The sequence below is a fragment of the Methylomonas koyamae genome, assembly GCF_001644025.1.
GTDB lineage: Bacteria > Pseudomonadota > Gammaproteobacteria > Methylococcales > Methylomonadaceae > Methylomonas > Methylomonas koyamae_A.
Genome location: NZ_LUUK01000166.1, coordinates 1 through 18,434, shown reverse-complemented (window position 1 = coordinate 18,434; position 18,434 = coordinate 1). Strand labels below are relative to the sequence as shown.

Genomic DNA, 18,434 nt, shown 5'->3' with positions numbered 1-18,434 from the left:
TTATGATACGCTGTCAGCATGAGGGTTGGCCGCCGGTGATGGCCGACCGCCGAACCGAAACCACACGTTCAGGAGATTCGAATCATGAAGTCAGCCGTCCGTTTTTTGCTGGCCGTCTGTGTGGCGCTGGCAACGACCCAGCCGGCCGCCGCCGCCGACCTGACCCGGGCCGAAGTTCAACAGCTGTTGGCCAAGGCCGACCAGCAACACCCCGCCGACTTACGCCGCAAGGATTTGAAGGGCGTCGATTTGTCCCATCTGGATTTTCGCCATGCCGACCTGTGGGGCGCCGATCTGCGCCGCGCCGATTTCAATCACAGCAATCTGGCCGGTTTGACGCTGGATTTGACCGTGATGACCGGTATTAATCTAAACGGCGCCAACCTGAGCCGTACCAGCATCTTCGGCGTCAGCCTGATGCATGCCGATCTGCGCGGCGCCGACCTGAGCGGTAGCCGGGTCGTCGCGATCATGGACGGCGCGAACTTGAGCGGCGCCAACATCAGCGGCGCCGATTGGGCCGCCGACATGAAAAACCAATCCATGGGTCTGATGCGCGCCAGCCTGAAAGGTGCCAACCTGAGCGGCGCCAATCTCAGCCAGGCCAAACTCGGCCGAGCCATGCTCAAGCACGCCAAACTGATGCAAGCCAATCTGCGCGGCGCCGATCTCTATTCGGCCGACATGGACGGCGCCGACCTGAGCGGCGCCGACCTGACCGATGCCAATTTTTCGGCGACCAAACTGCACGATGCCATTTTTACCGGCGCTGTCACCGATGGTGCCCGCTTCGACGGCGCCCAACATAAACCCGATTTCCAATAACCGACGAGCTCCGATATGCCAATTCCCGCGCAACTCACCCGGCGTAAATCCGTCGACGCCCTGACCTGCGTCGAGCATGGACTGAAGCAGACCCTGACAGCAAAGGACTTGACGCTGCTCGGCATCGGCGCGGTGATCGGTGCCGGGATTTTCGTGTTGACCGGCATCGCCGCCGCCAAATACGCCGGCCCAGCCATCGTCGTGTCCTTCATTCTGGCCGGCATCGCCTGCGGGCTGGCGGCGATGTGCTACAGCGAACTGGCGGCGATGATTCCGGTCTCGGGCAGCGCCTACAGCTACGCCTACGCGACGATGGGCGAATTGATGGCTTGGATCATCGGCTGGGATTTGGTATTGGAATATGCGTTGGCCAGCAGCACGGTGGCGATAGGCTGGGCCGGTTATCTGACCAGTTTTCTGGATGCGCTGGGGCTGCATCTACCCACTTATCTGACCACGGCCTACTTGGCTAATCCCGAGGCCGGTTTCATTAACTTGCCAGCAGTCTCCGTGATCTTGCTACTGACCGGGCTGCTGGTCACCGGTATCCGCCAATCGGCGATCTTCAACTTCGTGATGGTGTTGATCAAGCTTTCGGTGATCGTGGTATTCATCATTGCCGGTTCCGGACATATTCAAACTCAGAACTGGGCCGACTTCACGCCGTTCGGTTTCGGCGGCGTACTGACCGGCGCCGGCGTGATTTTCTTCGCCTACATCGGCTTCGACGCGGTCTCCACCGCCGCCCAGGAAGCCATCAACCCGCAACGCGACGTGCCGATCGGCATCATCGGCTCGTTGGCGGTCTGTACCTTGCTTTATATTTTGGTGGCCGGGGTGTTGACCGGCATCATTCCGTACACCGAGCTGAACGTGCCGGCGCCGATTGCGCTGGCGGTCGACCATGTCGGCATGAGTTGGTTGTCGCCGATTATTAAAATCGCCGCCATCGCCGGGCTGACTTCGGTGATGCTGGTGTTGCTGATGGGGCAAAGCCGAATTTTCTTCTCGATGGCCAAGGATCAACTGCTACCCCCGCTGTTCGCCCAAGTACACCCTAAATTTCAAACCCCGTATTTATCGACGATTCTGGTCGGCATCGCCGTCTCGTTGCTGGCCGGCTTCATGCCGATCGAGAAACTCGGCGAGTTGGTCAGCATCGGCACGCTGTTCGCGTTCGTGCTGGTGTGCGGCGGAGTCTGGATTTTGCGGAACAGTCATCCGGAAATGGAACGTCATTTTAAATGCCCGGCGGTACCGTACGTGCCGATTGCCGGTATTTTGGTGTGCTTGAGTTTGATGGTAGGCCTGCCGGTCGACACTTGGATCAGGTTGGTGGTGTGGTTGCTGATCGGGTTTTTGATTTATTTCGGTTACGGCATAAAACACAGCCAATTACGCCGCTAGGCTGGGGCGCCGGCCGTGCAATCCCGGTGGAATGCGGGCAAACGCTACGTCCACCGCCAGGAATTCCGACTATATTGTTAGTGCCGAAAGCGCTTCGGTATCGGCCGTCCGCCGCAGTCGATCGGCCGATACCGCAATGCGGGCATCCGTCAGCCCAGGAGTCGTTTATGTTGCAAAGTTTCGGCTACGCCGCCTTCGATCCCCAGTCGCCGTTGCGGCCGTTCGCCTTTCAACGCCGGGAACCGGGCCCTAGCGATGTGTTGATCGACATCGCCTACTGCGGCGTCTGCCACAGCGACTTGCACCAAGTGCGCAACGAGTGGCAAGGTACGACCTTCCCTATCGTACCCGGCCATGAGATCGTCGGCCATGTCGTCGACGTCGGAACCGAGGCCGGGGATTTTAAGCCCGGCGACCGGGTAGGCGTCGGCTGCATGGTGGACTCGTGCGGCACCTGTCCGGATTGCCTGGATCATCAAGAACAGTTTTGCAACGCGACCGTGTTTACCTATAACAGTCCGGACCCGCATACCGGCGCGATGACTTATGGCGGCTACTCGAATCGGATCGTGGTCGACCGGCGTTTTGTGTTGCGGGTGTCGGATACACTGGCGCTAGCCGGCGTTGCGCCACTGCTGTGCGCCGGCATCACCACCTATTCGCCGCTGCGGCATTGGCGGGTCGGAGCCGGCCACAAGGTCGGCATCGTCGGTTTAGGCGGGCTGGGGCATATGGGCGTTAAATTCGCGCACGCCTTCGGCGCCGAGACCGTGTTATTCACCACCACGCCGGAAAAGGCCGCCGACGCGCAACGTTTAGGCGCCCATCAGGCGGTTGTTTCCAAGGACCCGGAAGCGATGCGCCGACATCTCGGCAGCTTCGATTTCATTCTGGATACCGTCGCCGCCGCCCACGACCTGGATGCGTATCTGAGTCTTTTAAAGCGTGACGGTACCTTGTGTCTGGTCGGCGTGCCGGAGCGCCCGCATCCGTCGCCCAACGTCGGCAACCTGATTTTCAAACGCCGTTCGCTGGTCGGTTCCTTGATCGGCGGCATCCGCGAAACCCAGGAAATGCTGGATTTTTGCGCCGAACACCGTATCGTCGCCGATATCGAATTGATCGCAATGCCTGATATCGACACGGCTTATCGGCGCATGCTGAACAACGACGTAAAATATCGCTTCGTGATCGACATGGCGACGCTGCCCGTCCAATAAGCGCGGAGACGGCCATCGCCAATCGTTGCTCCGCGGAACTTTTCGGGCCGAAAATACCGGCCACTTTTATGCCGTTTCCACTCGCGAATTGCCAATGCCGACATCGCCTCGCGCGCTAGCCGCGACCTTGTTTCGCCGTTTCGTATTGACCGCCGCGATCGCGGCCTCGGGTTGGCTTGGTCTGGTTCTGGCGGTACCGCCCGGCTACGCCAGTCCGATCTGGCCGCCGGCGGGTATCGGACTGGCGGCGCTGTTGATTTGGGGAAATCGCGATTGGCCGGCGATTTGGGTGGCGGCTCTGCTGATCAATCTCGGTCACGCCAGCGAGACCCTGGGCCATTTTTCGCCGCAGGTCGGTTACGCCGCGATATCGGTTGCCTGCGGCACCACCTTGCAAACGCTGTTGGCGGCCCAGTTATCGCGACGCTGGCTCTGCCCCGGTGTTCCGGCCTTGAACCGGGGCGGGCAAATTCTCCGCTACACCTTGTTGGCCGGACCGTTGTCTTGCTGGCTGGCACCCAGCGTGGGCGTGACCAGTCTGTGGTATTTCGATCTGCTGACCGAACAGGCCGCGCCGGCGAGTTGGTGGAATTGGTTTGTCGGCGATTGCTTCGGCGCGGTCATTTTGTCGCCGCTGATGTTTTGCCTGTTTGCCCGGCCCCAACCGTTTTGGCGCGGCCGTCTGGCAACGATCGCGCTACCGACGCTGAGTCTGTTGGCGGGTCTGGTCGTGGTTTTCTTTCAGGTACAACGAGTCGAAGAACAGCGACTACGCCAGCAATTCGAGGCGAGCGCCGCCGCAATCGGCAAAGCGCTGGCGGAACACTTCAATCAGGCCGTCACCGCTTCGTTGTCGTTACACAGTCTGTTTCGGGCCTCGAGTTCGGTGGAAGCCGGCGAATTCGCGATATTCGCCGATGGCGTACTGGCCCGGAATCCGGATATTCTGGCCCTGGCTTGGGCGCCGCGAGTTAGCGCGGCCAACCGCGCGGCGTTCGAAGCCAAGCTACGGCTTCGAGCGCCAGCGGCCGATATTAAGGATTTGCAAGCCGACGGCGCGTTGACGCCTGCCGGCACGCGCGATGAATATTACCCGATGTTGTACGTCGAGCCGGCAGCCCCAAATGCCGACCTGAAGGGGATGGATCTCGGCTCCGAACCGAAACGCCGGCAAACTTTGGCCCGAGCCCGGGCCAGCGGCGATCTGAGCGCCGCGACCAACGTGGGTCTGGCGCAATTCGGCGGTCAGGAAAACGGCATGCTATTGGTGATGCCTCTGTTCGAACCCGGCGAAAACGGCGAGCTGGCCGGCTATACCTACACCGTGGTGCGTACCGGCGCGCTGGTCGCGGCCGCGTTGCGGGGCCTGCAAACGCACGGTTTGAATGTGGTGCTTAATGACCCGGACGGCGACGAGGGGGCCTCGGATCTGTTTGGCGTCGCGCACCGCACGATCTCCATGCTGACCGATATTCGACAAAGCCTGACGCTCGGCGATCGCCGTCTGGAAATCGTCGTACAAGCCGACGCCGACTTTATTTCGGAACAATCGTCCTGGCTACCCTGGACCGTCTTGATGGGCGGGGTGTTGTTCGCCGGGTTGTTGAACATCTATCTACTCTCCTCGACCGGACGCGCCGAATTCGTCGAAGCCTTGGTCGAAGCCCGTACCGCCGAATTGGACATCGCCAACGCCAATCTGAAAAAAGCCTTCGCGGATCTGGCCGAACAAGAAGGTAAATTACGCGGACTTTACGAACTGTCGCCGCTGGGTATCGCGCTGCTTGACCCCGCTGGCAACTTGCGGGAGTTCAACGAAGCCTTTCGGGATATCACCGGATACACCAGCGAGGAACTTAACCGCACCGCGCTACCCATGCTGCTTCCCGCCGACCTGACGATAGGCCCCGCCGATAGCAAGCGCTTCAGCCCCTACGAAATCGGGTTTTTACGGCCGGACGGGCGCGAACGGCTATTGCGTTTGAACGGGATGCGGCTGGCGAGCCGCGACGATGCGCCCGCCCTCTGGACCATCGTCGAAGACATAACCGAGGCGCACGCCGGCGCGGAAGTCCTGAGGCAGAGCGAATTGAAATACCGAGAGTTGTTCAACGTTTCGCACGAAGCGGTGATGGTCGTAACGCCCGCCGGATTCGTGGATTGCAATCCGGCCACGCTGGCTCTGTTTGGATACGATAACGCCGCGACCTTTTGCGGTCTGCATCCGGCCCAAGTCTCGCCGCCATTCCAGCCGGACGGTCGCCACTCCTACCCGGCCGCCAACCAAATCATGGCGCAAGCCTTGACCCACGGTTTTCAAGAATTCGAATGGGAACACCTACGCGCCGACGGTACTGCGTTTCCGGCGCAAGTCACCTTGTCCGCGATCTCACTGGACGGTCAGACCGCGTTACAGGCCGTGGTCCGTGACCTTAGCGAGCGAAAGCGCGTGGAGCGCGCATTAATTGCCGCCAAGGAATCCGCCGAAGCAATGGCGCAGTCAAAATCGGCGTTTTTGGCCAATATGTCGCACGAAATCCGCACCCCGATGAATGCCATTCTCGGAATGTCGCTGCTGGCCCTGAACAAACCGGTCAGCGACGAGATTCGCGATTATCTGGAAAAAATCCACGCTTCCGCCGACAGTCTGCTCGGCATACTCAACGACATTTTGGATTTTTCCAAAATCGAAGCCGGCAAATTGGCGATACAGCCGGCACCGTTCAGCCTGCCGACCTTGGTTGAAACCTTGAGAACGCTGTTTGCCGGCAGCGCGGCCGGTAAACAATTGGGTTTCCAGGTGGACTTGGAAGCCGATCTGCCGACGATGGTGATAGGCGACGCACTGCGCGTGCAGCAAGTACTGGCCAATTTGCTCGGCAACGCCGTCAAATTCAGCTACCACGGCGACATCGCGCTACGCTTGCGCCGCGCCGGAACCGCAGGGGAATTGATTCGTTTCGAAGTCGAGGACCACGGAATCGGCATCGCCGAGCAGGATCTGGACAAATTGTTTACACCGTTTTCGCAAATCGACAATTCGATCACCCGCGATTTCGGCGGCACCGGCCTCGGACTGGCGATCAGTCGACAATTGTTAATGTTGATGGGCAGCGATTTTGACGTCCGCAGCAGGCTGGGTAGCGGCACGGTGTTCGGGTTCGAGCTGAATCTGCCTATCGCCGAGACCCTGCCGCCCCCAGCTGTCCCGGAAGCCGGCGCTCGGCATCAAACCGGTCTGGCCGCCGAAATGCGGGCGCGCGGCGCGGCGTTGCGCGGGGCGCGCATCCTGGTGGCGGAAGACAATCCGGTCAATCAACGCGTGGTGTCCGAGTTCCTGCAGCTGGCCGGGATCGCGGTGGATCTGGCCGGCAACGGCCAGCAGGCTGTCGACCTAGTACGTCAACACCGCTACGATGCGGTACTGATGGACATCCACATGCCCTTGGTCAGCGGCTTGGAAGCGACCGCCCGTATTCGAGCCGAATCAAACCAAGCAGACGTTCCGATCATTGCGCTGACCGCCGGCGTGACTAGGGTCGAACAGGAGCGGTGTGCCGCCGCCGGCATGAACGCCTTCATCGCCAAGCCGGTCAAGCCGCTCGAGTTGATCGAACGGCTTTGCGAAGAGCTGGGCCGCCCCTCAATGGTCGACGTTGGGGTAGCGTCAGTCCCGCCGCCGCATGCGCCGGAGTTGGTGAAGTTGAGCGCCGCCGGTTTCGATTTCGGTCCGGTGTTGACGCTGCTCGGCGGCGACGAATCCAGCGTGTTGGAGATGCTGCGCGCCTTTAAAACTCACGCCGAAACCGATATGGCGCGGATCGAGCGGACTGTGGAACGAGGTGATTTGGCTGAAGCTCATCGCTTGTTGCATGCGCTGAAAGGCTCTGCCGGCAATCTAGGCGCCACGGCACTTTACCAAGCGGCGGTCACATTGGACGAAGGGATGAGTCGCGGGATATTGCGGGAAGCCGACTATCGGCGGTTTCGGCTGGCGGGGCGGGAGACTGTGACGGCTCTCGCTAGATTGGATGCGGAGCGGGACGGATAGGCGGCGCGGCTGGCGCACCGCCCAAGCCTTGCGGATTAACGGGCCTTGATCAGTTCGACATCGAAAATCAGCGCCGAATTGGGGCCGATGTCGCGACCGGCGCCGCGCTCGCCGTACGCCAGTTTAGCCGGGATGAACAAACGGTATTTGGCGCCTTCCTTCATCAATTGCAGACCTTCGGTCCAACCGGGAATCACCCGATTCAACGGGAACGAGGCCGGTGCGCCGCGTTTGTAGGAACTGTCGAATTCCTTGCCGTCTATTGTCGTGCCTTGGTAATGGACGGTGACGTTGTCGGTTGGGCCGGGTTGCGCGCCGCTGCCTTCGGTAACGACTTGATATTGCAAGCCGCTGGCCGTGGTGACGACGCCGGGCTTTTTAGCGTTTTCGGCCAAAAAGGCTTCGCCGGCGGCGAGATTTTCAGCGGGGGTAGTGGCGTTGGCCATCGAGAACATGACGAATCCTATAATAAATGCGGTTAAAGTAGCGACGACGCGCTGTTTTACGGTTTTCACGATAACTCCCTGCGGTTTGGTGAACGGTTTAGTTTATCAGTTTTCGGCGTTCAGCTCCTGTCGACAACCGCTTAATTGCGCGTCGTAATTGAGCGCGCGCCGGTGAACTTTTTGCGCGGTATTCAATAGCCAAGGTTTCTGCAAATAGCTGCTACGCCGGTATCCGCCCTGGCCTTCGTGATAAGCCAGATAAAGATGGTGGGTGTCGGACGCGGAAATGCCCAGCATGTCGCGAGTGGTGGCGCAGTACCAGGCCACGAAATCGCAACTGTCGGCAAAGTCTTCGCGATCGGCCCAGTCTTTCCCGGTTTTCCGCCGGTAATCGGCCCAGGTTTCGTCCTTGGCTTGCGGGTAACCGTAGGCGCTGCTGGACCGGAACCAGGGAATAAATCCTAAAATCGTCGGCCTAGGCGGTTCGGCGTCCGCGACGAAGCGGCTTTCCTGATGAATGATGGCCATTTGCACCGCGATGGGCACGCCCCAACGCCGCGCCGAATCGAGCGAGGCCTGGTACCAGTCCTCCTTTTCCCGAAAAATTTCACACAGATTTTCGGTGTTTTTCGGCGGCAGACTGGCGCAGGCCGAGAAAAGCGTTAGACTAACGAAACCGATTAGTTTATTTTTCATGCCCTAATACCCCTAAGTCACTCAGGACTCCCGACCGGAAGCCCCCGCTATCAAAAAGGACAGGCCATGCCCATCGTTGAAAACCGCGCCTACCGAAAAAACCTGACCAGCCAGGGCTTGCTCTATCTCGGGTATCAGGAACATCCGATCAAAATCGTCAATCTCTCGCTGACTGGGCTATTGGCGGAATTGGTGGATACGCCGCCGGGAAACGGCATTAAGGACATATTCAGCGCCCTGCAAGTTTCGCCTATCGTCGATATTTATTTACCGGAAATGCGCGTCGTGGGCGAAGCGGAAGTGGTTAGAGCCGAAGCGACCGAGCAGGGCTTTCAGATTGCGATCGAGTTTCGCCATTTATCCTACGATGCCGACCAGCTACTGTATTCCCGGCGTGCCTACCGCAAGTCGATGACCGAGCCGGGGCATATTGTGCTGGACGGAGTCGATTATGCGTTTAGCACCGAAAACGTTTCGGTCGACGGTTTGATGATCAGGATGTTCGGATTGGTAAAAGTGCAACCGAACAGTATCGCCGACTTCGACTTCAAACATCTGGAACTGCAGGGCCAGGCCAAGGTGATCTGGGTGGAACACGACGAGTTTTCGACGCTGATCGGTCTGCAATACCAACATCTGGCGCGCGGCGATTTCAAGGGTATCCCGAATTTTTCCGTCGCCGGTTTACAAGCCGCGGGCTAGATCGCGCTTGCGCCAGTAGTCCTTGGCAAGCTGTTCGGCCTCCGCTTGACTGCCAGCGCGGCCGAGCAGCTTTAGCGCCACTGCCGCGGTGCCGGTGATCGAGGCCACCGCGAATTCGTCGTCAATCTCGCCGCGCCAGACTCGGGCCAATAATTGCGGGTCCAGTTCTTCGGCTTTCATATGCCGACGCTCGAACAGTGCAGGCCAGACCTCGTCGCTCAGCTCGTCCCCATGCACGCTTTGCACCAAACATTCGACATCCGGGTTACGCTCGGTCTCGCCGCCTTCGCCTTTTAATACCGCCATGTGCGCTTGGTTTAACAACAACGCCGCTTTTTGATGGACCTGGCGATAGCTCGGATGAAATATGCCCTGGATACTGTGACTGGCGTCGAACGGGTTCAGCAATCTGACCAAGGTATGCACCGGCGAGCGCAAGCCCATGACCGGCCGTAGATTGATCATGTCGAACAACTTGGGGCAGATGTGTTCCAACGACAAATAGCTGAAATTACCCCGTTGCAGTTGGTCGGCGGCCTTGGCTATCGACGCCGCCGGCGGTAAGCCCAACGCGTTCAAGACGTTTTCGGTATACAGCCGGCCCTGGGTGTGACCGCCGGCACCGTGCATGAACACCTTGACGCCGTTATCGGCCAGCAGCAAGGTCGACAGCAAAAACCACGGTAAGTGTCGGCGCTTGCCGGCGTAGGACGACCAGTCCAGGTCCACCTGGATGCCATGATCGCAGTGAAAACTCTCCCTCGCGGCCGCGACGAAACCGGCCAGTTCCTCGCAGGTTTCTTCCTTGACCCGCATCAGCATCAAAAACGCGCCGAGCTGGATGGGCTCGACCTGACCGTCGGCCAAAATCATTTTCATCGCCCGATAGGCTTCGTCCTGAGTTAACGGCCGGGCGCCTTTCTTGCCCTTGCCGAGAATTTTGATGAATTCGGCGAACGGGTGTTCTTCGGTAGTCAGCGTCATGACAGGGAAAGCGGGAAGTAGTGGTCGATTAACAACGCGGCGAAGATCAGCATCAAGTAAACGATCGAGTAGCCGAAGGTGCGCATCGCGGTCTTATTGTCCTTCTTGCGCATCATCTGCACCGCGTAATACAAAAAGCCCAGGCCCAACAATACCGCCGACGCCAGGTAAATCAAGCCGGTCATGCCGGTCAGATAGGGCAGCAGCGTGGTGATCAGCAGCAATATCGTATATAGCAAGATTTGCAGGCGGGTGAATTCGACGCCGTGGGTAACCGGCAGCATCGGAATGGAAACCTTGGCGTATTCTTCGCGCTTGGCGATCGCCAACGCCCAGAAGTGCGGCGGGGTCCAGACGAAAATAATCAAGAACAGCAACAGCGCGTGCGGATGTACGTTACCGGTCATCGCCGCCCAGCCCAACACCGGCGGAGCCGCGCCGGCCGCGCCGCCGATCACGATGTTCTGCGGCGTGGCTTTTTTCAGATAGATGGTATAAACAAAGGCATAACCGATTAAGGACAGAAACGTCAGTACCGCCGTCAATACGTTAACCAGTCCCGCCAACAAGCCCATTGCGAACAAACCGATCGCCGCCGCGAACAGCAGTACCTGACGGGAATTCAGCTCGCCGGTCGGCAGCGGCCGGTTGCGGGTACGGGCCATTTCGGCATCGGCCTCTTGGTCGATGAAGTGATTGATCGCCGCCGCCGACGAAGCCGCCAAGCCAATGCCAATCGTGGCATAAACGAACAAGGCCAGCGGCGGCATGCCGGGTACGGCCAGCAACATGCCGACGATCGCGGTAAACACGATCAATGCCACGACTCTGGGCTTGCAGAGTTCCAAATAGTTCTTCCAGGATAACGCGGGTTTGTCCGTCATTCGGCTGCGGATGGATTTCGGTTTCGGCAAACATATAGAATAACAGTGAACCTCTGATTATTAAAACAATCACAGGCGCTCACCATTCCAAGCAACGAGGGAACTATGAAACACAGGCTCGCAGCGTTAGCGCTGCTTTGCCCTGCCATCCTGGCGAGGGCCGAGGACAGCAAGGTACACGAACACGTATTCGGCAATGGCTTGAAACTACTGGTAAAGGAAGACCACCGCTCGCCGGTGGTGGTTTCGCAGGTGTGGTACAAGGTCGGAGCCAGTTACGAACCCGGCGGCATTACCGGCATCTCGCACATGTTGGAACACATGATGTTCAAGGGTACCGAACAATATCCGGCCGGCGAATTCTCCCGAATAATCGCCGCCAACGGCGGCAGCGAGAACGCCTTCACCGGCCAGGATTACACGGCGTATTTTCAGACCTTGGAAAAATCCCGGCTGGAAATCAGTTTTAAGCTGGAAAGCGACCGGATGCGCAACCTGAATCTGAAAGCCGACGAGTTGAAAAAGGAATTGGAAGTCGTCACCGAAGAACGGCGGATGCGCACCGACGACCAGCCGCGCGCCAAAGTCCACGAACAATTCATGGCGACCGCGTTTACCAACAGCCCCTACCAAAATCCGGTGATCGGTTGGCCGTCCGACATCGCCAATTACCAGATCGAAGACCTGCAAGCCTGGTATCAACAATGGTACGCGCCGAATAACGCCACTTTGGTGGTGGTCGGCGATGTCGACGCCAAGCAAGTCGAGCAACTGGCCGAACAATACTTCGCCCCGCTAAAACCCAGCACGATCAAGCCGGTCAAGCCGCAAGCCGAATCCGAACAGCGCGGCGTGCGCCGGATCACCGTCAAGGCGCCGGCCAAATTGCCTTACGTGATGCTGGGCTACAAAGTGCCGGTCTTGAACACCGCCAAACCCGAATGGGAAGCTTACGCGCTGGAAGTGCTGTCCGGCATCCTCGACGGCGGCGACAGCGCCCGCTTGCCGGCCCGTTTGATCAGGGGCAAGCAGGTCGCGGTATCGGCCGGAGCCGGTTACGACCTGACTTCGCGACTGTCCGATTTGTTTCTGTTGGAGGGCACGCCGGCCGAAGGCAAAACCGTATACGACTTGGAATACGCCCTGCTCGACGAGGTTTATCAACTGAAGAACGAGCTGATCGACAAAGAGGAATTACAACGCATCAAAGCTCAGGTACTGGCCAGTTCGGTCTACCAAAAAGACTCCAATTTTTATCAAGCCATGCAACTCGGCACGCTGGAAACGGTTGGCATCGGCTGGCAAAAGTCCGACGACTACGTTGCCAAGGTCAATCAAGTCACCGCCGAACAGGTGCGCGAAGTCGCGCGTAAATATTTGATCGAAGACACCTTGACCGTCGCCTACCTCGATCCGCAGCCGATCACCGAATCGGCCAAACCGAAAAAACTGTCAGGAGTCCGTCATGCGTTTTAATTTATTCGGTCTGATTCTGCTGCTGCTCAGCCAGTCGGCTTGGGCCGCCGCCAAAATCGAACATTGGCAAACCGCGCAAGGCAGCCGGGTTTACTTTGTACATACCGGCGGCCTGCCGATGGCCGACATTCGGGTGGTGTTCGACGCCGGCAGCGCCCGCGACGGCGCGCAATTCGGCATCGCCTCCTTGACCTCGGCCTTGCTCGACAGCGGTGCGGCAAACTTGAGCGCGGACGACATCGCCCAGCGTTTCGAGTCGGTCGGCGCGCAGTACGGCGCCGGCGTCAGCGAAGACATGGCCTGGCTGTCGGTGCGCACCCTGACCGACCGAGCGTTATTCGACAAGGCGTTGGCGACTTTCGAAACCGTGCTCAGCCAACCGGCGTTCAACGAAGCCGATTTTCAGCGCGAAAAAGCCCGCACCTTGGCCGGCCTGAAACATCGAGAGGAATCGCCCGGCGAAATTGCCGGCATCGCGTTCAACAAAGCGGTTTTTGGCGACCACCCCTACGCGCATCCGGAAGCTGGTTTGATCGAAACGGTCGCGCCGTTGACCGCTGCCGATTTGAAAGCCTTTTACCAGCGCTATTATGTGGCCTCTAACGCAATGGTCGTTATCGTTGGCGACTTGAGCCGGCAACAAGCCGAGCAAGCCGCCGACCAATTGTTGACCAAGCTGACACAGGGCGAAAAACCGGCCGAAATTCCGCCGGTAACCATGCCCAGCCAGACCAGCGAACAACACATCGAATTTCCGTCGACCCAAACCCACGTGTTGGTCGGCCTGCCAGGTACTTATCGCAAAGACCCGGATTACTTCGCGCTTTACGTTGGTAATCACATCCTGGGCGGCGGCAGCATGGTGTCGCGTTTGTTCGAAGAAGTCCGGGAAAAACGCGGCCTGGCCTACGGCGCCTACAGCGTGTTCGCGCCAATGTATCGGCAGGGACCGTTCATGATGAGTTTGCAAACCCGCAACGATCAGACCGGGCAGGCCTTGCAGGTGCTGCGGCAAACCTTCGCCGAGTTTTTGGCGAAAGGCCCTAGCGATGCCGAACTGACCGCCGCCAAGCAGAACATTACCGGCGGCTTCGCGCTACGCCTGGATACCAACGCCAAGCTCAGCGACTACGTGGCGATGATAGGCTTTTACCAACAACCCTTGGATTATCTGGACACCTTCCAGAGTAAGGTCGAAGCGGTAAGCGTCGAGCAGATCAAGGATGCCTTCGCGCGCCGGGTGAAACCGGAGTTGCTGCAAACCGTTACGGTCGGCGGCGCGGCCGCCAAACCCACACCCGCGAAGCAAGCCAAAGCAACCGAGGCCGAGGCCGAGGCCGGCGAATAAGCATGGCGAACCGGATACGCATCATCGGCGGCCAGTGGCGCGGCCGGCAAATCCTGTTCGAGGACGCGCCGGGCTTGCGGCCGACGCCGTCCCGGATTCGGGAAACCTTGTTCAATTGGTTGCAGCTTGATGTCGCCGGCAGCCGCTGCCTGGATTTGTATGCCGGTAGCGGCGCGCTGGGTTTCGAAGCGGCCTCGCGAGGCGCCAAGGAAGTCTGGCAAGTGGAAAACCATCCGAACGCCTGCCGCTGGATCAGAGACAACGCCGGCAAGCTCGCGACCAGCTCGATCAACTTGGTCGAGCGGGACGTGTCGACCTTTTTGCAAGGCCCCGCGCGGGCCTTCGATCTGGCGTTTCTCGATCCGCCGTTCGGCCGTGACTTGGCCGGCCCAACTTGCGAGTTGCTGGAAACCGCCGGCTGGTTGAGCGTTTATGCAAAAATCTACGTCGAAACAGAAAGCAATCGACCGCTGCCGGTCTGGCCGGACGGTTGGCGGTTATTGAAGGCCAAGACGGCCGGCGAAGTCGCCTACAGCCTGTTGCAACGCTGCTAAGGCTTTCGCAATCCGGATGGGTTAAAATGCGCGCCTTTTTCCTATGGCCCCAAATCCATGAACATTACCGCGATTTACCCGGGTACCTTCGATCCGGTTACCAACGGCCATCTGGATCTGATCGCCAGAGCCTCCCGACTGTATCGGCAAGTGATCGTCGCGGTGGCGGTCAGCAAGGGCAAGAATCCACTATTCTCGTTGGACGAGCGGGTGGCCTTGATTCGCGAGGTCGCCAGCGAATTCCCGAACGTCACCGTGATCGGCTTCGACACCTTGTTGGTCGATTGCGCCCGTAAGCACCAAGCCAGCGTCATCATTCGCGGCTTGCGGGCCGTTTCGGACTTCGAATACGAATTTCAATTGGCGGGAATGAACCGCCGGCTCAATCCGGATATCGAAACCGTATTCCTGACCCCGGCCGAACAATACGAGTTCATCTCGTCGAGCATGATCCGCGAGATCGCCCAATTGCACGGCGACGTGTCCAGTTTCGTGCCCGAGCCGGTCAAACAACGTTTAATCGCAAAATTTAAATCGGAGTAACCATGGCACTGCTTATTAGCGATGAATGCATCAACTGCGACGTCTGCGAACCGGAATGCCCGAACGGCGCCATTTCGCAAGGCGAGGAAATCTACATCATCAACCCCAGCTTGTGTACCGAATGCGTCGGCCACCACGACAAGCCGCAATGCATGGAAGTCTGTCCGGTGGACTGCATTTCCAAGGACCCCGGCGTCGTCGAGGATCAGGACAGTCTTTACCGCAAGTATTTGAAGCTGACCCGTTAATTTCGGCCGACTCGACGTCCGCTCGCGACCACTAAGTGGACGATGCGACGTCGATACCCGCCGAATGTTGGGATTATCGAAACATGTGATTCGCACCGCCGAGCCTAAGCCGATCGCCAGCCGGTTGCACGACTATTTGGAAATCGCCCGTCTTTACGGTTATTGCGTGAAAGTGGCGCCGAGAAACGGCCGAGTACTAGAGGGCAATGGCGTCGATACCGTCACAATCGCCGACAAGCGCGAGGTTTTATTGTTGGACACCGACGGCATCGAAGCCTTGACTTTGGCGAAGCTGGAAATGCCGACACCGGGTGCGACGTTTACCGACCAAGCGTTTTTGAATAACTTAATTGGCGGCCTGAGCCGCGGCCCTCGGTGTGTCTGTAAATGCCGAGGGAAAAATCTATACGATCTTAATCTTGAACGATTGCGCGGCTTAGCGTGGCGCCGGGGCGGCGCGATTACCCCGCCCCAGCGATACCGACCATTTAGCGCCCGATCGCGTAATAGCCCAAACCGAACTGTTTGACCAACCGGGGTTCGTACATATTCCGGCCGTCGAAGATCACTTTATCCTTCAATTGCTTGCTCAGATCGTCGAAATCCGGGCTGCGGAACTGTTTCCACTCGGTAACGATGATCAGCGCGTCGGCGTCGTTTAAGGTATCGGTCTGTTTAGGGCAATAAACCAGTCCGGCTTTGTCGCCGTAGATGCGGTGGGCTTCTTCCATCGCTTCCGGGTCGTAAGCTCGTACCGTGGCGCCAGCCGCGATCAGGGCTTCCAGCAAGACTCGGCTGGGCGCTTCGCGCATGTCGTCGGTGTTGGGCTTGAAGGCCAGGCCCCACAACGCGAAGGTTTTGCCCTTGACGCCGTCGGGATAGTGCGCGGAGATTTTTTCGAACAAGCGGTGCTTTTGCCGGTCGTTGACATTTTCGACGGCGCTCAACAATTCGGCATGATAGCCGTAGTCGCGAGCGGTGCGTTCCAGCGCCTTGACGTCTTTGGGAAAGCAAGAGCCGCCGTAGCCGCAGCCGGGATAAATGAAGCTGTAACCGATCCGGCTGTCCGAGCCGATCCCGTGACGAACGTGCTCGATGTCGGCGCCCAGACGCTCGGCCAGGTTGGCTAGTTCGTTCATGAAACTGATTTTGGTGGCCAGCATCGCGTTGGCGGCGTATTTGGTCAGTTCGGCGGAGCGAATGTCCATATTGATGACCCGCTCGCGGCTACGGTTGAACGGCGCGTACAAGGCTTTCAGCAACTCGGCGGTGCGCGGATTGTCGGTGCCGATGATGATGCGGTCCGGCTTCATGAAGTCGTCCAGCGCCGAACCCTCTTTCAGGAATTCCGGATTGGATACCACGTCGAATTCCAAGGCTTCGCCGCGTTGCGCCAGGACATCGACCACGACTTGCTTGACTTTGTCGGCGGTACCGACCGGCACCGTGGACTTATCGACGACGATTTTGTAATCGGTCATGTGCTCGGCAACGCTTTTGGCCACCGCCAACACGTATTTCAAGTCGGCGGAGCCGTCTTCGTCCGGCGGCGTGCCGACCGCGATGAATTGAAATAAACCGAAATCCACGGCTTCCTTGACGTCGGTGGTGAAGCTCAAGCGGCCGGCAGCCATGTTGTCCTTAACCATTTCTTCCAGACCCGGCTCGTAAATCGGGATAATGCCTTGTTTCAAACGTTCGATTTTGCTGGCATCGACATCCATGCACATCACTTGGTTACCGACCTCGGCCAAGCAAGCACCCGTTACCAAACCTACATAACCGCTGCCAAACACTGTAATTTTCATTGTTACACCTTGTAAACTAATTGGAATTTCGCTGTTGTTTCAATCGGTACAGCGCCGAAATATCTTCGTCGCCATAACCCTTAGCCATTAACTTGGCGTAGTCCGCCAAGGTCATTACCGTCAACGGACTGGCCATGCCGGCATGCTGCGCCATCTGCTGGGCGATCTTCAGATCCTTGTGATGCAGGGCGAGTTTGAAGCCCGGCGGGAACAAGCCTTGCGTCATCGTTTTGCCCCGGTGATCCAAAAACCAGTTGCCGGCGGCGCCACCGGCGATGACGTCGATCACTTTATCCATCGGCAAATCCTGAGCGTCGGCAAACGCCAGCGCTTCGGTCACGGCCTGATTGATGCCCGCCACCATGATTTGATTGACCGCCTTACAGGCTTGGCCGGCACCGACTCCGCCCAGATGTTCGATGCGCTTGGTCATGGCCGCCAATAGCGGACGAACCCGCTCCAGCACCTGGGCATCGCCTCCCACCATCATCGCCAAGCTGGCGTTACGGGCGCCTTCGACGCCGCCGGACACCGGAGCGTCGAGGAAGTCTGCGTGCCGGGCCGCTAGCCTTTGCGCGGCCTGACGCGCGGTATCACCGGACACCGTGGACATGTCGACCACCACACTCCCGGCCCGCACGGTTTTACAAATCGCGTCGACCACCGCCAATACATCTTTGTCGGCCGATACGCAGACAAACAGCACTTCGACCCGCGCCGCCATTTGCTCGATGCTCTCGCAGGCTTCGATGCCGAGTTCGGCGGCCAGCGCCGAGGCTTTGTCGCCGCTACGATTATAAACCGCCGCCAAGTGGCCGGCCCTGGCGAGGTTAATCGCCATGCCCCGCCCCATGGCGCCCAAACCGATAAAACCCGCTTTCATTCGTACTCCGTTGGCTTGCGTCGGCTAACGCCGTTATTTATCCAGATAAGTATAGGCGTTTAGTCCGACCAGCAATTCTTGCTCGAAAGCGTGCTTTTGCTCGGCGCTTAACGGGGCCTGGTCCAGTTTGCGCCGGTAGGCCGCTTTCAATGCGGTGGTATCGATATGCACGTAATCGAGCAATTCGCTGACATCCTCGCCTTCCATGAATTCGCCGAAGCGGTAACCGTCGCCGTCCAGTTCGACGTTAATCGAATGGGTGTCGCCAAACAGATTATGCATGTCGCCCAGAATTTCCTGGTAGGCGCCAACCATGAAAAAGCCGATCAAATAATCGTCGCCGGCGGCGATGGCATGCA

The 18,434-nt window shown here is 58.7% G+C and carries 17 protein-coding genes and 1 pseudogene; 11 read left to right on the top strand and 7 right to left on the bottom strand.

Annotated features, from left to right (window positions below):
• The first annotated feature begins 84 nt into the window (after positions 1 to 84).
• From A1355_RS12225 to A1355_RS12210, 4 genes are all read left to right on the top strand, one after another.
• Positions 85 to 825, top strand: coding sequence for a pentapeptide repeat-containing protein (locus A1355_RS12225; RefSeq protein ID WP_064028466.1), 741 nt, complete (start codon positions 85 to 87; stop codon positions 823 to 825).
• 15 nt (positions 826 to 840) lie between these two features.
• The gene (locus tag A1355_RS12220) at positions 841 to 2,232 is read left to right on the top strand and encodes an amino acid permease (protein WP_064028464.1); all 1,392 of its coding nucleotides are present in this window, start codon (positions 841 to 843) and stop codon (positions 2,230 to 2,232) included.
• Between the two features lie 167 nt (positions 2,233 to 2,399).
• Positions 2,400 to 3,452, top strand: coding sequence for an NAD(P)-dependent alcohol dehydrogenase (locus tag A1355_RS12215; RefSeq protein ID WP_064028515.1), 1,053 nt, complete (start codon positions 2,400 to 2,402; stop codon positions 3,450 to 3,452).
• Between the two features lie 94 nt (positions 3,453 to 3,546).
• The gene (locus tag A1355_RS12210; RefSeq protein WP_064028462.1) at positions 3,547 to 7,503 is read left to right on the top strand and encodes a CHASE domain-containing protein; all 3,957 of its coding nucleotides are present in this window, start codon (positions 3,547 to 3,549) and stop codon (positions 7,501 to 7,503) included.
• A 35-nt stretch (positions 7,504 to 7,538) separates the two neighbouring features.
• On the opposite strand, the gene A1355_RS12205 is transcribed toward A1355_RS12210, so the two are convergent.
• Complete coding sequence (locus A1355_RS12205; protein ID WP_231883654.1) at positions 7,539 to 7,958, bottom strand: FKBP-type peptidyl-prolyl cis-trans isomerase; 420 nt, start codon at positions 7,956 to 7,958, stop codon at positions 7,539 to 7,541.
• A 96-nt stretch (positions 7,959 to 8,054) separates the two neighbouring features.
• Positions 8,055 to 8,645, bottom strand: coding sequence for a transglycosylase SLT domain-containing protein (locus A1355_RS12200; RefSeq protein ID WP_064028457.1), 591 nt, complete (start codon positions 8,643 to 8,645; stop codon positions 8,055 to 8,057).
• A 66-nt stretch (positions 8,646 to 8,711) separates the two neighbouring features.
• Between A1355_RS12200 and A1355_RS12195 the strand changes: the two genes are divergently transcribed.
• Complete coding sequence (locus tag A1355_RS12195; protein WP_064028454.1) at positions 8,712 to 9,347, top strand: PilZ domain-containing protein; 636 nt, start codon at positions 8,712 to 8,714, stop codon at positions 9,345 to 9,347.
• Here A1355_RS12195 and A1355_RS12190 read toward each other — a convergent pair.
• Together A1355_RS12190 and cyoE are read right to left on the bottom strand one after the other, a co-directional pair.
• Positions 9,330 to 10,331, bottom strand: a complete 1,002-nt coding sequence (locus A1355_RS12190; protein WP_064028451.1) for a glycosyl transferase family protein — start codon at positions 10,329 to 10,331, stop codon at positions 9,330 to 9,332. The genes A1355_RS12195 and A1355_RS12190 overlap by 18 nt on opposite strands.
• On the bottom strand, positions 10,328 to 11,227 hold the full coding sequence (cyoE, locus tag A1355_RS12185; RefSeq protein ID WP_064028512.1) for a heme o synthase: 900 nt from the start codon (positions 11,225 to 11,227) through the stop codon (positions 10,328 to 10,330). Before cyoE ends, A1355_RS12190 begins: the two co-directional genes overlap by 4 nt.
• A gap of 93 nt (positions 11,228 to 11,320) precedes the next feature.
• Here cyoE and A1355_RS12180 point away from each other — a divergent pair, with 93 nt between their 5' ends.
• The 6 genes from A1355_RS12180 to A1355_RS12155 all read left to right on the top strand — a co-directional run bounded on the left by A1355_RS12180 (position 11,321) and on the right by A1355_RS12155 (position 15,913).
• Positions 11,321 to 12,691 (top strand): M16 family metallopeptidase, encoded by a 1,371-nt coding sequence (locus A1355_RS12180; protein ID WP_064028449.1) that lies wholly within the window; start codon positions 11,321 to 11,323, stop codon positions 12,689 to 12,691.
• On the top strand, positions 12,681 to 14,039 hold the full coding sequence (locus A1355_RS12175; RefSeq protein WP_064028447.1) for a M16 family metallopeptidase: 1,359 nt from the start codon (positions 12,681 to 12,683) through the stop codon (positions 14,037 to 14,039). The genes A1355_RS12180 and A1355_RS12175 overlap by 11 nt, the downstream gene beginning before the upstream one ends.
• Before the next feature lie 2 nt (positions 14,040 to 14,041).
• Positions 14,042 to 14,593, top strand: coding sequence for a 16S rRNA (guanine(966)-N(2))-methyltransferase RsmD (gene rsmD, locus A1355_RS12170; protein ID WP_064028444.1), 552 nt, complete (start codon positions 14,042 to 14,044; stop codon positions 14,591 to 14,593).
• Between the two features lie 57 nt (positions 14,594 to 14,650).
• On the top strand, positions 14,651 to 15,136 hold the full coding sequence (gene coaD / locus A1355_RS12165) for a pantetheine-phosphate adenylyltransferase (protein WP_064028443.1): 486 nt from the start codon (positions 14,651 to 14,653) through the stop codon (positions 15,134 to 15,136).
• 2 nt (positions 15,137 to 15,138) lie between these two features.
• The gene (locus tag A1355_RS12160) at positions 15,139 to 15,384 is read left to right on the top strand and encodes a YfhL family 4Fe-4S dicluster ferredoxin (RefSeq protein WP_064028440.1); all 246 of its coding nucleotides are present in this window, start codon (positions 15,139 to 15,141) and stop codon (positions 15,382 to 15,384) included.
• Between the two features lie 64 nt (positions 15,385 to 15,448).
• Positions 15,449 to 15,913: a Rho-binding antiterminator gene (locus tag A1355_RS12155; protein ID WP_082885514.1), complete on the top strand. Its 465-nt coding sequence runs from the start codon at positions 15,449 to 15,451 to the stop codon at positions 15,911 to 15,913.
• Here A1355_RS12155 and A1355_RS12150 read toward each other — a convergent pair.
• From A1355_RS12150 to A1355_RS12140, 3 genes and pseudogenes are all read right to left on the bottom strand, one after another.
• A complete protein-coding gene (locus A1355_RS12150) occupies positions 15,873 to 17,192 on the bottom strand; it encodes a UDP-glucose dehydrogenase family protein (RefSeq protein WP_064028436.1) in 1,320 nt (439 codons plus the stop codon). The two genes, A1355_RS12155 and A1355_RS12150, sit on opposite strands and share 41 nt — an antisense overlap.
• A 16-nt stretch (positions 17,193 to 17,208) precedes the next feature.
• Positions 17,209 to 18,075 carry an NAD(P)-dependent oxidoreductase gene (locus tag A1355_RS12145; protein ID WP_064028434.1) on the bottom strand — a complete coding sequence of 289 codons (867 nt, stop codon included), beginning with the start codon at positions 18,073 to 18,075 and terminating at the stop codon, positions 17,209 to 17,211.
• A gap of 33 nt (positions 18,076 to 18,108) precedes the next feature.
• Positions 18,109 to 18,434 (bottom strand): annotated as a pseudogene (locus A1355_RS12140) (arginine decarboxylase); the annotation flags it as partial.

Excerpts from the sequence above, each read along its gene's own strand:
- A1355_RS12200 (WP_064028457.1), bottom strand. The coding sequence starts at position 8,645 with ATGAAAAATAAACTAATCGGTTTCGTTAGTCTAACGCTTTTCTCGGCC.
- A1355_RS12150 (WP_064028436.1), bottom strand. The coding sequence starts at position 17,192 with ATGAAAATTACAGTGTTTGGCAGCGGTTATGTAGGTTTGGTAACGGGT.
- A1355_RS12145 (WP_064028434.1), bottom strand. The coding sequence starts at position 18,075 with ATGAAAGCGGGTTTTATCGGTTTGGGCGCCATGGGGCGGGGCATGGCG.
- A1355_RS12220 (WP_064028464.1), top strand. The coding sequence starts at position 841 with ATGCCAATTCCCGCGCAACTCACCCGGCGTAAATCCGTCGACGCCCTG.
- A1355_RS12210 (WP_064028462.1), top strand. The coding sequence starts at position 3,547 with ATGCCGACATCGCCTCGCGCGCTAGCCGCGACCTTGTTTCGCCGTTTC.
- A1355_RS12155 (WP_082885514.1), top strand. The coding sequence starts at position 15,449 with ATGTTGGGATTATCGAAACATGTGATTCGCACCGCCGAGCCTAAGCCG.
- A1355_RS12160 (WP_064028440.1), top strand. The coding sequence starts at position 15,139 with ATGGCACTGCTTATTAGCGATGAATGCATCAACTGCGACGTCTGCGAA.
- A1355_RS12195 (WP_064028454.1), top strand. The coding sequence starts at position 8,712 with ATGCCCATCGTTGAAAACCGCGCCTACCGAAAAAACCTGACCAGCCAG.
- A1355_RS12180 (WP_064028449.1), top strand. The coding sequence starts at position 11,321 with ATGAAACACAGGCTCGCAGCGTTAGCGCTGCTTTGCCCTGCCATCCTG.
- A1355_RS12190 (WP_064028451.1), bottom strand. The coding sequence starts at position 10,331 with ATGACGCTGACTACCGAAGAACACCCGTTCGCCGAATTCATCAAAATT.
- A1355_RS12205 (WP_231883654.1), bottom strand. The coding sequence starts at position 7,958 with ATGTTCTCGATGGCCAACGCCACTACCCCCGCTGAAAATCTCGCCGCC.
- A1355_RS12215 (WP_064028515.1), top strand. The coding sequence starts at position 2,400 with ATGTTGCAAAGTTTCGGCTACGCCGCCTTCGATCCCCAGTCGCCGTTG.
- A1355_RS12225 (WP_064028466.1), top strand. The coding sequence starts at position 85 with ATGAAGTCAGCCGTCCGTTTTTTGCTGGCCGTCTGTGTGGCGCTGGCA.
- rsmD (WP_064028444.1), top strand. The coding sequence starts at position 14,042 with ATGGCGAACCGGATACGCATCATCGGCGGCCAGTGGCGCGGCCGGCAA.
- coaD (WP_064028443.1), top strand. The coding sequence starts at position 14,651 with ATGAACATTACCGCGATTTACCCGGGTACCTTCGATCCGGTTACCAAC.
- A1355_RS12175 (WP_064028447.1), top strand. The coding sequence starts at position 12,681 with ATGCGTTTTAATTTATTCGGTCTGATTCTGCTGCTGCTCAGCCAGTCG.